At 35.7% G+C, this 15,210-nt stretch carries 11 protein-coding genes; 7 read left to right on the top strand and 4 right to left on the bottom strand.

What is annotated here, in order from left to right:
- Positions 1–159 precede the first annotated feature (159 nt).
- Positions 160–312 carry a hypothetical protein gene (locus AA089_RS24470; RefSeq protein ID WP_156168859.1) on the top strand — a complete coding sequence of 51 codons (153 nt, stop codon included), beginning with the start codon at positions 160–162 and terminating at the stop codon, positions 310–312.
- A 215-nt stretch (positions 313–527) separates the two neighbouring features.
- Here AA089_RS24470 and polA read toward each other — a convergent pair whose 3' ends face one another.
- Complete coding sequence (gene polA / locus AA089_RS01820; RefSeq protein WP_046755191.1) at positions 528–3,362, bottom strand: DNA polymerase I; 2,835 nt, start codon at positions 3,360–3,362, stop codon at positions 528–530.
- Between the two features lie 337 nt (positions 3,363–3,699).
- On the opposite strand from polA, the gene AA089_RS01815 reads away from it, so the two are divergent.
- From AA089_RS01815 to AA089_RS01805, 3 genes are all read left to right on the top strand, one after another.
- Entirely contained in the window at positions 3,700–3,888 is a 189-nt protein-coding gene (locus AA089_RS01815) for a CsbD family protein (protein ID WP_046755190.1), read from the top strand.
- Between the two features lie 350 nt (positions 3,889–4,238).
- A complete protein-coding gene (locus AA089_RS01810) occupies positions 4,239–4,523 on the top strand; it encodes a hypothetical protein (RefSeq protein WP_046755189.1) in 285 nt (94 codons plus the stop codon).
- 134 nt (positions 4,524–4,657) lie between these two features.
- Positions 4,658–5,587 (top strand): isoaspartyl peptidase/L-asparaginase family protein, encoded by a 930-nt coding sequence (locus AA089_RS01805; RefSeq protein ID WP_046755210.1) that lies wholly within the window; start codon positions 4,658–4,660, stop codon positions 5,585–5,587.
- A gap of 122 nt (positions 5,588–5,709) precedes the next feature.
- On the opposite strand, the gene AA089_RS01800 is transcribed toward AA089_RS01805, so the two are convergent.
- The gene (locus AA089_RS01800) at positions 5,710–6,573 is read right to left on the bottom strand and encodes a cyanophycinase (RefSeq protein WP_046755188.1); all 864 of its coding nucleotides are present in this window, start codon (positions 6,571–6,573) and stop codon (positions 5,710–5,712) included.
- A 190-nt stretch (positions 6,574–6,763) separates the two neighbouring features.
- Here AA089_RS01800 and cphA point away from each other — a divergent pair, with 190 nt between their 5' ends.
- The 3 genes from cphA (at position 6,764) to AA089_RS01785 (ending at position 11,219) form a co-directional block, all read left to right on the top strand.
- The gene (gene cphA, locus AA089_RS01795; protein ID WP_046755187.1) at positions 6,764–9,421 is read left to right on the top strand and encodes a cyanophycin synthetase; all 2,658 of its coding nucleotides are present in this window, start codon (positions 6,764–6,766) and stop codon (positions 9,419–9,421) included.
- Positions 9,422–9,538: 117 nt separating this feature from the next.
- Positions 9,539–10,834: a metallophosphoesterase gene (locus AA089_RS01790; RefSeq protein WP_046755186.1), complete on the top strand. Its 1,296-nt coding sequence runs from the start codon at positions 9,539–9,541 to the stop codon at positions 10,832–10,834.
- A gap of 88 nt (positions 10,835–10,922) precedes the next feature.
- Positions 10,923–11,219, top strand: a complete 297-nt coding sequence (locus AA089_RS01785) for a thioredoxin family protein (protein WP_046755185.1) — start codon at positions 10,923–10,925, stop codon at positions 11,217–11,219.
- Here AA089_RS01785 and AA089_RS01780 read toward each other — a convergent pair.
- On the bottom strand, positions 11,216–11,869 hold the full coding sequence (locus AA089_RS01780) for a polysaccharide deacetylase family protein (RefSeq protein ID WP_046755184.1): 654 nt from the start codon (positions 11,867–11,869) through the stop codon (positions 11,216–11,218). The two genes, AA089_RS01785 and AA089_RS01780, sit on opposite strands and share 4 nt — an antisense overlap.
- A gap of 11 nt (positions 11,870–11,880) precedes the next feature.
- Positions 11,881–15,156 carry a DUF2723 domain-containing protein gene (locus AA089_RS01775; RefSeq protein ID WP_046755183.1) on the bottom strand — a complete coding sequence of 1,092 codons (3,276 nt, stop codon included), beginning with the start codon at positions 15,154–15,156 and terminating at the stop codon, positions 11,881–11,883.
- Positions 15,157–15,210 lie beyond the last annotated feature (54 nt).

Raw genomic sequence — 15,210 nt, 5'->3', positions numbered from 1 at the left:
TTTTTGTCAACGAATTACTTAACCTTTACAGTTTCGCAGTAGATAATTGCTTCTTATCAAGACAATAGAAAGCTACTATTTTAGTGTTAAGTAAGGTAAAACCGTAATTAGTTTATGATTTGTTATGCTATATTTTATTCTTAATTTAAAATTCATATCATGTTAAAAAACATTTTAAAACTCGAAGGAGTTCAATTATTGAATAAAAAAGTACAATTAACAATAAGAGGTGGACACGAATGTGGTTGTGATGATCCTGATAATGGGTATGTATGGGAGACTCCTTGTTATGACACCTTTATTGGATGTTAACTTTTAAGCGAACTTCGGTTCGCTTTTCTTTTTCCCTTTTTCATAAAACCATACGACAATTCAGCATCGGAACTTGTCCGAAACGAAATGCCTAACGCTCGTTTTCGGTTATTTACCAACATAAAACTTCGTGTATGTATAATAATAATTCTTCCTTTTGCAGAATGACAAAATAAAACAGAGATTCCGTATTACGTGCGGAATGACGTCTGCGACTAATGTGCTTCTAGCCAGTTTTGACCCAATCCGATTTCAACATCTAACGGAACATTCATTTTAAAAGCGTTTTCCATTTCTTCCTTAATAATTGGTTGAATAATATCCAATTCATCTTTATGAGCATCAAAAACCAATTCATCATGTACTTGTAATAACATTTTCGATTTAAAACCTTCTTGTTCAAAACGATTGTAAATGTTAATCATGGCGAGTTTTATAATATCTGCCGCGCTTCCTTGAATTGGCGCATTTACAGCATTTCGTTCTGCCGCACCACGCACAATAGCATTTCGTGAATTGATATCTTTTAAATAACGACGACGACCCAAAACCGTTTCCACATAACCGTTTTCACGTGCAAATGCTACTTGATCTGACATGTATGCTTTTAACTTTGGATACGTTTCATAATACGTATCAATCAGCTCTTTGGATTCGCTTCGTGTTAAGGATGTTTGATTGCTTAACCCAAATGCAGAAACTCCATAAATAATTCCGAAGTTCACAGTTTTTGCATTGCTACGTTGTTCGCGTGTTACCTCTTCCAATGCAACATTAAATACACGAGAAGCTGTAGAAGCGTGAATATCTGCTCCATCTTTAAAGGCTTTAATCATGGTGTCTTCTTCGCTCAAAGCGGCAATAATTCTAAGTTCTATCTGCGAATAATCTGCGGCAAGCAACACATAATTTTCATCTCTCGGAATAAATGCCTTCCGAACTTGACGTCCACGTTCGGTACGAATTGGAATATTCTGTAAATTTGGATTGTTAGAACTCAATCGGCCAGTAGCGGCAACTGCTTGTGCATATACAGTATGAATACGATTCGTTTTCGGGTTAATTTCATTTGGCAACGCGTCAACATACGTACTTTGTAGTTTTCGATACTGTCGCCATTCCAAAATATCGGCCACAATTTGATGATCTTTTGCTAAGTATGATAATACATCTTCTGCCGTAGAATATTGACCCGTTTTTGTCTTCTTAGGTTTGTCTACCAACTTTAATTTATCAAACAGAATTGGACCTAATTGTTTTGGAGAAGCTAAGTTGAATTCTTCGCCTGCTTGTTCAAAAATATTCTTCTCTAAACGATCAACATCAGTTGTTAAATCTTTCGATAAATCAGCTAAAAAGTCAGGATCAAGATTAATTCCTTCAATTTCCATTGCTGAAAGTACACTTACTAGCGGCACTTCTACATCTGTGAATAATTTGGTCAAATGACTACTTTCCAATTCTTTGATAAAATGCTCTTTTAATTGATATGTAATATCTGCATCTTCAACCGCATATTCCGTTTGTTGCTCCAGCGGCACTTCTCGCATAGACAATTGATTTTTCCCTTTCTTTCCAATCAATTCTACAATAGAAACTGGTTGATAATTTAAATACGTTTCCGATAATACGTCCATATTATGACGCATATCTGGATTGATTAAATAATGCGCAATCATCGTATCAAATAATGGTCCTTTGACGGGCATATCGTAATTTGATAATACTTTGATATCATATTTTAAATTCTGTCCAACTTTTTCAATCGTAGTACTTTCGAAAAACGGACGGAATTCTTCTAAAATTTCTTTTGTTTCCGCCTGATCTTCTGGGAAAGCTACATAATATCCTTTTCCTTTCTCCCATGAAAAGGCAACTCCAACCAATTCTACTTCCAGCGCTTTCAAACCTGTAGTTTCGGTATCAAAACACACACTTTGTTGTTTCAATAGTTTTTGAAGTAACATTTTTCGAGACAACGACGTATTTGCCAATTGATAAAAATGATCGGTAGTTTGTATGGTTTGGTATCCAGAAATACTAACTTCTTCCGAAACATTTCCGCCTCCAGGAGCTGCAAACAAATCAAATTGTCCGCTTGGAGCTGCTGTTTTTGTAGTGTTTGACGTGGTGGTTTTTGGATTCGCTTCCGCTGAATTTTCCTCTGGCGTTTTAAATGTCTTGATCAAATTGTCAAGTAATCTACGGAATTCCAATTCGTTGAAAATTTCTGTAACAGCTTCCAAATCAGGATTGCACATCTCAAAATCCTCTTCATGAAACTCTACAGGAACATCCAGCATAATTGTTGCTAATTGCTTGGAAAGTAAGCCTAATTCGCCATTAGCTTCTACTTTTTCCTTCATTTTTCCTTTCAGCTCATGTGTATTGGCAAGCAAACCTTCCATTGTTCCGTACGCAGCTAAAAACTTTTTTGCAGTCTTTTCGCCAACGCCTGGTAAACCTGGAATATTATCTACAGAATCGCCCATCATTCCTAAAAAGTCAATCACTTGTTCAGGACGTTCTACACCAAATTTCTCTTGTACTTCAGGAATTCCCCAAGTTTCGTATCCGCCACCAAACTTAGGACGATACATAAATATATTCTCTGAAACCAATTGTGCAAAATCCTTATCAGGCGTTACCATAAACGTTTTATATCCTTCTTTTTCTGCCTTTTTAGAAAGTGTTCCGATAATATCGTCCGCTTCGTAGCCTTCTTTTACAATTACTGGAATTTTCATGGCTTTCAAAATATTTTCAATATATGGAATTGCCAATGTAATAGGTTCTGGTGTTTCTTGTCTGTTGGCTTTATATTCGGGAAAAGCTTCCACACGATCAACACTTCCACCTCTATCAAAACAAACCGCCAAATGATCTGGTCGTTCCCGTTTGATTACATCCAATAAAGAGTTTGTAAACCCCATAATTGCTGAGGTGTCAAATCCTTTTGAGTTAATTCGAGGGTTTTTAATAAAAGCATAATATCCTCTAAAAATAAGCGCGTACGCATCGAGTAAAAAAAGTCGTTTTTGGTCTGCCATGAATCGAAAATTTGATGGAAATTCAAATTTAAGAATATTACTAAGATTCTCGAATAAAAAAGAAGTTATTCGTGTGGAGTTGCTATTTTGCACATATAATTAATACTTAAACTTCCATTCATATAATACAAGTTATAGGTTGAGTTTACAATAAAAGTCTAGTATTTAACTTTAGTATATTATCCGTTTGCTTTTATTTTATAAAGTAAATCTTATGAAAATGTTAAAAGACATCTATAATCGTTAAACTATGCCAAATCTTAACAGTCACATTTTTTAAGATACCGTTTTATCCTTAACTTGGAATAAAATAAATAACAACCAAAAAATAGCTATTATGAACAAAGATCAATTTGAAGGAAAGTGGAATCAAATAAAAGGTGATTTTAAAAAGAAATATGGAAAAATCACAGACGATGAGTATACCGAAGCAGAAGGAAGTTTAGATAAACTTGCAGGAAAAATGCAGGAAAAGTATGGAAAAACTAAAGAAGAAGTTAAAAAAGAAATAGACAGCTGGTCATAGTTGTAAATTTCTTTGAAAAAGCGCTTTTGTTATATGAACGAAAGCGCTTTTTTTTTAAAATACATTTTCAATATTTTCAAGTAAATTGGATTACAATTTTAATTTCGCTCATCAAATTAAAGAAAAAAGCAAACGATTTCAATTGCCATTTACGGTGGCGCACAAGAAGTTGCTGATATTGACAGAACGCAGCCTGATAAAATAGACTAAAATTTTCTTCAATTTATGAAATTGTTAAGTGAACATGAATTCATTTAACAGTTTTATTAGTACATTATTATTTCTTTTTTATGTCGGAATTTTCTATATTTAAGTTGTTTTATAATTAATAAATCATAAAATTTTAAATCATGAAAAAAAGAAATCTTAACTCATTACGTCTGAACAAAAAATCTATTTCTAGTTTAGTATTTCCTGCTATAACTGGGCAAGGTCCAAATACGGTGAATCTAACATGCGCAAGTGATTTTACATATGAAGTGCATTGTATAAATTTTACAGAATTTGCTGGATGCTTTCATTCTCTTGATACTGTGTGTGAAGTAACAGATCAAAATGCGACATGTTCTCCAAACTCTAATTTTGTTTGTATGTATTCTGAACTTGAATGTGGAAATGCTGATACTCTAAACTAAAAGAAAAGATTTTCTTAGTCTATTTTATATCTGATTCTAACTGAATAATAAAAGTGCACTAAATATTTTGATACAGCTTCTTGAATTTTAATGCTAACAAATTTGTAATTTTGCAGCATCAAATAAAAAGCGAAATGCAAACGATCTCAATTGCCATTCACGGTGGCGCAGGAACTTTAGTCAAAGGAATGATGACGCCGCAATTGGAAGCGGAATATAAAGCTGCGTTGCAAAAAGCCTTGGATGCAGGTTATGCATTGCTTGAAGCAGGAAAATCTTCGGTAGAAGCTGTTGAAGAAGCCGTAAAGTTGTTAGAAGATTCACATTTGTTCAATGCTGGAAAAGGAAGTGTATTTACTGCGGAAGGAACACATGAAATGGACGCAGCTATTATGGAAGGAAAAACCTTAAATGCAGGCGCAGTTTCACTAATTACAGGCATAAAAAATCCTGTGTCATTAGCACGTGACGTTATGGACAAAAGTGAACATGTGTTTATGGCTGGAGAAGGCGCAATGTACTTTGCCAAAATGCACAAGTATGAATTGGAAGATCCATCGTATTTTTACGATGAATTACGATACAATCAATGGCAAGAAATTAAAGGAACCGATTCTTTTCAACTAGATCATTCGCTAAAGAAGGATTCAAAATTTGGAACGGTCGGCGCTGTTGCATGTGATCAAGATGGAAACATTGCGGCGGCAACATCTACAGGTGGAATGACCAACAAACGTTTTGGTCGTGTCGGCGATTCGCCTATGATTGGTGCAGGAAACTACGCAAACAACGAAACCTGTGCCGTTTCATGTACGGGAAGTGGCGAATACTTTATTCGTGGCGTTGTGGCGTATGATGTTTCAAGTTTGATGGAATACAAAGAATATTCACTTGAAAAAGCGGCTGATACAGTTATCAACGAACGCATCTTAAAACTTGGTGGCGATGGCGGATTGATTGCCGTTGATGCCAAAGGAAACATTGCAATGCCTTTCAATACAGAAGGTATGTACAGAGCTTGCAAATCTTCAAATGGAGTAGAGGAAGTTTCAATTTATAAGTAGTTTTTTGTATAAAAATTGCTAGATGTGAGATGTTGAATCAAGTTCAGCATGACGTAGTATATATAAAAACAAGTCTAACAGGCGAAGCCGTTCTAACATCTAGCAGCGAAGCGCTCTAACATCTATATGAAAGGTGCTTCAATCGGTAATACAGAAACTTTACGATTTTTAATATCAAACTGATCTCCGTTAGACAATACATGGATGGTCATATTTGCCATTGTCATAGGCGTTCCTTCTTTCAGCACTTTTTCATTATTATGCGTTAAGGTTGAACCGTCAAAAACAATTACCATTCCTGAACCAATTACCGTACAATCGTTTCCGTTTTTAATAATCATTCCAGTATCTTCTGCGAGTCCAATTCCAATCAAATTTGGAAATTTAGCCACCGCTTCCGATTGACGACCAAAACGTCCACGACGAATAAAATGTGTGTCCACAATCAATTCAGGAATCAAACTTAAGCCTTTGTACATCGTTACGGCACCTTTAATAAATGCTTCCGAAGCGCTTCCGCCAGCAATCATTTCGTTTGCCATTGCCATAGCGCCAGCACTGGTTCCAGCAATGACAAAACCTTCTTCATTTCGGTAACGATCGGCTAAAATATCATGAATAGTAGTTCCACCAATTTTATCTGTAATTTTCGATTGATCTCCACCAGAAAACATAATACAATTGGCAGTTTTAATCAATTCGATAGACGATTTTTTTTCCGAATCTTCTTTACTTCTAATATCCAAAACGGTCACATTTGTACAACCCAATTTGGCAAAAGCATCTATATAATTCTCACCAACTTCCACAGGAATACTTGAAGCTGTCGGAATAACCACAATTTTAGCATCAACACCACCAGCTTCTTTTACGACATGAAATAGAATTCCATCGTCAATAAACTCTACTGTATATTGCTCATTTTCCTCAATACCTTTATCTTCATTACCTCCAATCGGAATCAATGTACCTTTGATCTGCTGCATGTTATTGTGATTTTTGTGAGTGCAAAAGTAAAATAATTTTTTGTCTCTGACCGTTTTTTCATGCTAATCTTAACCTACTGATATAGAATCTTGAAAAGAACTAATATATCTGTGAAATTTTTCTATATTTATAACGTAACTTGTTAGGTTTATAAAACAAGTTTAAATAACCAACCAAAGCAAACAACACATGGAAATTAGAAGTATAAACGCAATGCGTGGACCAAATTATTGGTCAGTGAGAAGGCATAAGCTCATCGTTATGGTGCTTGATCTTCAAGAAATGGAAGAATATCCAACGAATAAAGTCGATGGTTTTGGCGATCGATTAAAAGCCATGTTTCCTTCCATGTATTCACACCGATGTTCAGAAGGTTGCGAAGGCGGATTTTTTATGCGTGTCGACGATGGAACTTGGATGGGACACGTAATTGAACACATTGCATTAGAAATTCAAACCTTAGCGGGAATGGACACAGGTTTTGGAAGAACGCGTGGTTATGGAGAAGAAGGCGTATACAATGTAGTATTCTCATACATGGAAGAAAAAGTAGGACGCTATGCTGCAAAAGCAGCCGTTCGTATCTGTGAAGCATTAATTTCTGGCGAAGACTACGATTTGGCAACTGATATTCAAGAAATGCGCGAAATTCGTGAAGAAGAACGTCTTGGACCAAGTACAGGTTCTATTGTAGAAGAAGCCGCGAGTAGAGGAATTCCATGGATTCGTTTAAATAAATATTCACTTTGTCAATTAGGATATGGTGCAAATCAAAAACGTATTCAAGCAACTGTAACAAGTGAAACCAGCAATATTGGTGTTGAAATCGCATGCGATAAAGAAGATACCAAATACTTACTAGAACAAGCAGAAGTTGAAGTACCACGTGGCGATATTATCCGAAGAGAACGAAGCCTGAAAGGTGCCTGCGACTATGTCGGTTATCCGTTAGTGATAAAACCAATTAATGGAAATCACGGACGCGGAATTACGGTTGATATTAATACATATGAAGAAGCGTTAGTAGCTTTTAAAGAAGCACAAGAAATTTCAAGATCTGTTATTGTTGAAAAATTTATAACAGGAGAAGATTATCGTTTATTGGTAATCAATAATAAGTTAGTCGCTGCGGCGAAACGTACACCAGCACATGTTGTGGGAGACGGAAAATCTACGATTCAAGAACTGATTGATGAGGTAAACAAAGACGAACGTAGAGGTTACGGACATGAAAAAGTATTGACGATGATTAAGGTAAATACACTTACTGAAACCTTAATTGCCGCGAAAGGATATACCTTGGAAACCGTCTTGGAAAAAGACGAAGTGATGATTTTAAAAGATACAGCAAACCTGAGTACAGGAGGAACAGCAGAAGATGTTACCGATATGGTGCATCCTGCAAATGTATTTATGGCAGAACGGATTTCGAAAATTATCGATTTAGATATTTGTGGAATAGACGTCATGACTTCAGATATTAGCAAGCCACTTTCGGAAACAGGCGGTGCAGTCTTGGAAGTAAATGCAGGTCCAGGATTCCGTATGCATTTAGCACCAACAGAAGGATTGCCAAGAAATGTGGCAGCTCCAGTGATTGATAAATTATTTCCTCCAGGATCAACATCACGCATTCCAATTATTGCCGTTACAGGAACAAATGGAAAAACAACTACCACTCGCTTGATTGCACACATGGCAAAAATGAAAGGGTACAAAGTTGGATATACTACAAGTGACGGCGTATACATTCAAAATCGATTATTAATGACGGGCGATTGTACAGGTCCAGCAAGTACGGAATTTGTACTAAAAGATCCAACGGTAAACTTTGCCGTACTAGAATGTGCACGTGGCGGATTGTTACGCGCTGGTTTAGGATTTAAAAACTGTGACATCGGAATTGTTACCAATGTTGCCGCAGATCATTTAGGATTAAAAGGAATTCATACTATTGAGCAATTAGCTAAAGTAAAAGGCGTGATTCCTGAAACGGTATTACCAGATGGAACGGCAATTTTAAACGCTGATGACGATTTGGTATATGCTATGCGTAAAAATGTAGATGCGAACGTGGCATTATTCTCGCTTGACGAAAATAATCCACGAATAAAAGCCATGCAAAAACGTGGTGGAATTTCTGCCATCTATGAAAATGGCTATATAACATTGTGTAGAGGCGAATGGAAAATGCGCGTCATAAAAGCAGTAAATGTTCCACTCACATTTGGTGGAAAAGCTACGTTTATGATTCAGAATGTATTGCCAGCTGTAATTGCTGCGTATTTAAAAGGCTTTACACTAGAAGATATGCGAGTTGCATTAGAAACGTTTATTCCTTCAGCTTCGCAAACACCAGGACGATTGAATTTATTCAAGTTTAAAAACTTCCAAATCTTAGTTGATTATGCACACAATCCGGCAGGAATGCGCGCTTTGAAACAGTTTGTAGATAACTTAAATGCTACTAAAAAAGTTGGAATCATTGCAGGAATTGGAGACAGACGTGTAGAAGACAATAACGAAATGGGCGCTTTGGCCGCAGAAATGTTTGATGAAGTAATCATTCGTCAAGACAAACGCTTACGCGGAAAAACAGAAGAAGAACTCATTAAAATGTTGGACGACGGAATAAAAATGCATGATCCAAACAAGAAAACAACGATCATTCCATCGGAAAAAGAAGCAATTTTACATGCTGTGAAGAACGCCAAACAAGGTTCACTCATCGTATTGTGTAGTGATGTTGTGCCTGATGCGTTAGATTTAGTGAAGAAACTAAAAGAAGAAGAATCGAAAGAGTTGTATGATTTTACACCTGACGATATTCCAAATATGCCATCATAAAACAAAAAAAACTCTCGAAATATTTCGGGAGTTTTTTTATAAAGTGTTAAAATTCCCGTAAATCACAAAATTGATTACCAGAATAGCAGTATTTTTGTTAAAATTTAAATATCCCAAATGAGATTTATAATCCTCATCGCCATCGTTCTTTTTCTAGAACTATATACATTTTCCGCCGTTCGAACCTTAACCAGTAATAAAATTATATTAATTGGGTTTTGGGTGGTAACGGTTGCCATTTACGGAATTTTCTTTTACCAACTCAGTCTTACACAGCGCGAAGGACGCTTTAGCTTGTCTACAGGATATGCGATTGCCATGGCTCTTACGTTTTTAGTGCCAAAATTATTTATACTAATCTTCTTATTTACAGAAGATATTTTCCGCTTTTTTGCGAGTTTGTTCAATTACTTTCAACACAATGGAGTTACCGTTAGTGAAGCAATACCGAGCAGACGAAAATTTATCAGTCAACTTGCACTCGGAATTGCCGCAATACCATTTGCAGGATTTTTGTATGGAATATTCAAAGGAAAATACGATTACAGAGTCATCAGACATACCATGTTTTTTGATGATTTGCCAGATGAATTTGATGGATATACGCTTACGCAGATTTCAGACATTCATTCAGGAAGTTTTGATAATAAAGAAAAAGTAGAATACGCGGTTGATTTAATCAATGAGCAAAAAAGTGATATCATAGTATTTACGGGCGATATTGTAAATTCGGTTGCCGAAGAAATGTATCCGTGGATTGACACATTTAAACGTATGGAAGCCAAAGACGGCAAGTATTCTATCTTAGGAAATCACGATTACGGATATTATGCATATCGTACACAAGAAGAAATTAATAATAATCACAAAAAAATAGAAAAAGTACACGAAGATATTGGCTTTAATTTGTTGTTGAACAATAAAAAAACGCTGGAGCGAAATGGTCAAAAACTGCATATTTTAGGTGTTGAAAATTGGGGCGCTTCTCGTCACTTTCCAAAACGTGGAAGTTTGCGCAAAGCTTCGGAAGGTGTTGAAGATGGAGAATTTAATATTTTGCTATCGCATGATCCTTCACACTTTGATTACAAGGAAATGGAAATTCGACAAAAAGAGAAAGAAGATCCAGAAGTAATTACAGATGAACCAAATATTATTGACTTTGAAAAGAAGATTCAGCTTACGCTTGCAGGACATACGCATGGAATGCAGTTTGGTATTGAAATTCCGTTTTTAAACTTCAAATGGAGTCCAGTAAAATATAGATATCCACGTTGGGCAGGATTGTATGAAGAAGCTGGAAAATACTTGCATGTCAATCGCGGATTTGGTGTTTTAGCCTTTCCAGGACGTGTCGGAATATGGCCAGAAATTACTGTGATAGAACTGAAAAAACGAGAGAAAGTAGCATAATCGCAAGAAAATAGTACATTTGTAATACAGAACTGTTATTATTTTTGTTAAAAAAATAGCAATTCTATAAACATAAAAACATTCGCTTATGTCAAAATTTGGTGAATTAATAAATGCAGATATTCCCATTTTGTTAGATTTCTATACAGAATGGAACGAGCAGTCAAAAGCAATGCATCCCGTATTGCGCGATGTTGCTGCTGCAATAGGCGATAGCGCCAAAGTAATAAAAATAGACGTTGATAAAAATAAGGAATTAGCGGAAGCACTTCGCGTTAAAGGACTGCCAACATTGATGATTTACAAAGGAGGAGAAATGGTCTGGAGACAAAGTGGAGAGCAAGATGCGAATACACTTATCGGACTTATTACGGAACACGTCTAAACAGGTATATGTTCAAAAGTATATCCTAATTTGCTAAAGTGTGCCAATACTTTTGGTAACACATAGTTCAGCTTTTCCTTAGCTTTTAAGCTGTCATGGAATACAACAATACTTCCAGAAGTTGTATGTTTTACTACATTTGATAAACATTTTTTTGGCGATAAATCTGTGTCGAAATCTCCACTCAATACATTCCACATAATTATTTTATATCCACGTTTTCGAAGTTTCTTTGATAGTTGAGGTGTAATTTTCCCGTATGGAGGACGAAATAGCTTGTTTTTAGCTTTTTTGGGCGATTCTAAAGCGTTTTCCAGTGTTTCTTCACAATTTATTGTATCTAAAATGTAAGTTTCATTAGAAACCTTCCAAGCATTTACATGGTGTTGTGTATGATTTCCAATAGCATGTCCTTGCTGAATAATTTCAGTATAAATTTCAGAATGCTTCTTTACATTATCGCCAATGCAGAAAAAAGTAGCTTTTGCCTGATAAGTTGCCAATTGTTCCAAAACCCAAGGTGTTACTTCGGGAATGGGTCCGTCATCAAATGTAAGATAGATCGTTTTGGTAGTAACCGAAAACTCCCAAACTAGTTTCGGAAATAACAATTTCACTAGTTTGGGAGTTTTTGCAGTATATAATTTCATGTCAACTAAACTTACTCAGCGTCTTCGGCACCAAAAAGGTGTTTGAATCCTTCTACATAGTTTTGAAATAACATGCGTTCTTTTTCTAACATTGCCTTTTGATCATTGACATCTAAAATACTGATGAGACTTTTGTATTTTTCTAAGTTTAGATAAATATCTTCAATATCATCATATTGCTGACTCATCTTTACACTTTTATAATACTCTAAATACTCAATATATTTTGTTTTAATTTCATTATAAACAGCAATGGCTTTGTCTGTTTTGCCAATTTTGAAATATCCATCAACGAAAGCTTCGTTTAGTGTATAATAACCAAAATATTTAATTGGCATTTTTTCCAATGCAATATCAATAATGTCTTCGGCTTTGTCATTTTTGCCTTCATTGATGAGCTGTTCTACTAGTTTTGCCAAATTTATTTTATACGAAACACTTTGGCGTCTCGTTTGTGGATCGTGATAAATGTCGTCACTATCCGCATTTCCCCAATCCCAACTCATCACATTTTCATACATAAGTTCGCTATTTACGCGTCCCATGTCTAATTCGCTAGGTAATTTTGTTTTAATAGGAATCAACTTGTACACCAATCCGTCAAGCTGTAAATAATCTTTCATCCAAATGTATTCCGCTTTGTCAAAACTTCCACCTGTAAAGTAAATTGGACGTTTCCAATCGTTTTGATTCAACATATCTAACATCATTAGATTGTTTTTGTAAATGGCAGTTTTTGGCAATTCAATATCAATATAATCTACCATTAAATCATGATCTTTTGGATCTACATATTTTGCTGCATTTTCCTTGTTTACTGGCACACGAATTTTATTTACAGGATAATAAATAATATTTCGTTGACTCTGTGGAATGTTAGCATCTTCAACTTCATACACTTGATCAAGCAAGTATCCGTATTTCGTTTCTTTACGATCGCTTAAAACCCAATCCATGAATCGATCTAATTCCCAAACAGTACTGTCTGAAACTGCTGGATGACGTTCGTAACGAATGTAATTACGTGTTCCGTGTTTGTATTGATCATGCGTCATTTCGGAAGGAACAGGATCGCTGTCAAATGCTTGTTTCTTCATTTGATCAATATACCAATCGGTTCCTAAAAGACTTGTGTTGATGGTTCTAACATCTGTACGATAACCTTCTACACTTTGTGCATACCAAAGCGCAAACGAATCGTTGTCTCCAATGGTAAAAATCATCGCGCCTGTATCTTCTTCAATGGAATTGAGATATGCTTTTGCGGTAGATTGTGCCGTGTATCGATTTGATCTGTCGTGATCGTCCCAGTTTTGACTAGCCATTAATAACGGAACTGCCAATAAAGTGACTATAGTAATAGCGCCTGCGGCAATTTTTCCATCAACATACGTACGAAGTGAATCGAAAAGTGCATAGACTCCGTAACCAATCCAAATGGCAAATACATAGAATGAACCTACTAACGCATAATCTCGTTCTCTTGGTTCAAAAGGTCGTTCGCTCAAGAATATTTTTAATGCTAATCCTGTAAAGAGGAAGAAAAGTAAAAGTACCCAAAATTGTTTTGGCGCACGTAGCAATAGAAATACAAATCCTATAATTCCTAAAATCAGTGGTAAAAAGAAGTAGGTATTTCGAGCTTTATTGTTCAAAACATCAGAAGGTAAGTTGTCTTGCGAAGCTCCTAAATGCATTTCGTCGATAAACTTAATTCCGCTGATCCAATTTCCGTGATTGTCCAATTTTCCTTGAATATCATCTTGTCTTCCCACAAAATTCCACATAAAATAACGCCAGTACATGTATCCCATTTGGTAATTGAGCATGTAATACAAGTTTTGCCCAAAAGTTGGTGGTTTTACATCAATATACTCGCGAATTTTTTTGATATATTCTTCATAATCTTCAGCGTAGATTTCGCCGTTTTTGGCTCTCGTTTTAAAATCGTCGATGATTTTAACAATTTGTGGATCGCTTCTATATTGTGGTTTGATGTCAAAATCGAGCAGTCCAGCAAATTCCATATAATTTACGGCATGTTCTGAACTCCACATTCTTGGTAAAAATCCTCTGTGTTTACTATCTGAATTCTGTTTGGCACCTTTCCACGTATTTACGATGACATACTTATCTAACGTTGCATCTTTTTCATACCTTGGTTTGTCGTCTATATACGGTTCATCTGCGTCCAATCCGCCATAAATATCTGTATACATTGGTCCGTACAAAACATGTGTTTCTGGATATTGTTCTAAGTTGTAATATGCTAACAATAAATGCGCATTAGAAGGCTGATTTTCATTGACAACAATGTCCGAATTTGCACGAATAGGAATCATCAACCAAGTGGAAAATCCCATTAAAATGAAAGCCAAACAAAGTGTAATGGTATTTAATAATTTGTAATTTTTCTTTTTAGTGTAGTTTAATGCAAAATAAAAGACAGCAATAAACGAAAGTCCAGCCACAATATATCCTGTATGAAAAGGCATTCCAAAGGTATTTACGAAGAACACTTCCATGTTCCAAAAAATACTCAAAGTTGTTGGTGGAATAAATTTAAACACGAAAAATAAGACAGCTACGGAAACTAGATTGGCTATGATAAAACCTACGGTAGTTACTTTTTCATAATTCTTAAAATAATAAATCATTCCCAAAGCAGGAATTGTTAATAATCCCATTAAATGTACACCAAATGCCAATCCGATGACTAAAGAGATTAAAATTAACCAGCGATCGCCTCTAGGTTTGTGCATTTCGTCTGCCCAACGCAATACCATCCAGAATAAAACGGACATGAGGCAAATTGCCATGGCGTATACTTCGGCTTCAACGGCACTAAACCAAAAACTATCTGAAAAAGTAAACGCAAGTGAACCTACCAATCCGCTTCCAAGTACGGCAATTTGTCTTCCAACGGTAAATTCGACTTCTTCATCTTGACCAGGAAGTTTTTTAAGTGCTACTTTTTGCACCAAATTGGTAATAGACCAAAACATAAATAAAATCGTAAATGCACTCGAAAATACAGACAAATAGTTCACCATAACGGCAATCTGTTCTGGTCCAGAAGCAAAAGTAGCAAATACAGCGCCCATCATTTGGTAAAATGGCGCTCCTGGCGGATGTCCAACTTGTAACTTTGCAGCGGTACTTATATATTCTGCACAATCCCAGTAACTTGCTGTTGGTTCAACAGTTAAGCTAAAAGTTAATAATGCAATTAAAAAAACTCCCCATCCTAGAATGGTGTTCCATTTTTTAAAATCTAATGAAGTCATGAATATTACATTTAATAAAGACTAACGGCGAATTTAAGAATTTATCATGTATCG

Source organism: Kordia jejudonensis (assembly GCF_001005315.1).
Classification (GTDB): domain Bacteria; phylum Bacteroidota; class Bacteroidia; order Flavobacteriales; family Flavobacteriaceae; genus Kordia; species Kordia jejudonensis.
Note: the sequence above shows the minus strand (reverse complement) of the source record. Positions and strands in the feature narration are given on the sequence as shown.

Coding starts and splice junctions, on each gene's coding strand:
- AA089_RS01775 (WP_046755183.1), bottom strand. CDS start 15,156: ATGACTTCATTAGATTTTAAAAAATGGAACACCATTCTAGGATGGGGA.
- cphA (WP_046755187.1), top strand. CDS start 6,764: ATGGAAATTAGAAGTATAAACGCAATGCGTGGACCAAATTATTGGTCA.
- AA089_RS01815 (WP_046755190.1), top strand. CDS start 3,700: ATGAACAAAGATCAATTTGAAGGAAAGTGGAATCAAATAAAAGGTGAT.
- AA089_RS24470 (WP_156168859.1), top strand. CDS start 160: ATGTTAAAAAACATTTTAAAACTCGAAGGAGTTCAATTATTGAATAAA.
- AA089_RS01800 (WP_046755188.1), bottom strand. CDS start 6,573: ATGCAGCAGATCAAAGGTACATTGATTCCGATTGGAGGTAATGAAGAT.
- AA089_RS01790 (WP_046755186.1), top strand. CDS start 9,539: ATGAGATTTATAATCCTCATCGCCATCGTTCTTTTTCTAGAACTATAT.
- polA (WP_046755191.1), bottom strand. CDS start 3,362: ATGGCAGACCAAAAACGACTTTTTTTACTCGATGCGTACGCGCTTATT.
- AA089_RS01805 (WP_046755210.1), top strand. CDS start 4,658: ATGCAAACGATCTCAATTGCCATTCACGGTGGCGCAGGAACTTTAGTC.
- AA089_RS01785 (WP_046755185.1), top strand. CDS start 10,923: ATGTCAAAATTTGGTGAATTAATAAATGCAGATATTCCCATTTTGTTA.
- AA089_RS01780 (WP_046755184.1), bottom strand. CDS start 11,869: ATGAAATTATATACTGCAAAAACTCCCAAACTAGTGAAATTGTTATTT.
- AA089_RS01810 (WP_046755189.1), top strand. CDS start 4,239: ATGAAAAAAAGAAATCTTAACTCATTACGTCTGAACAAAAAATCTATT.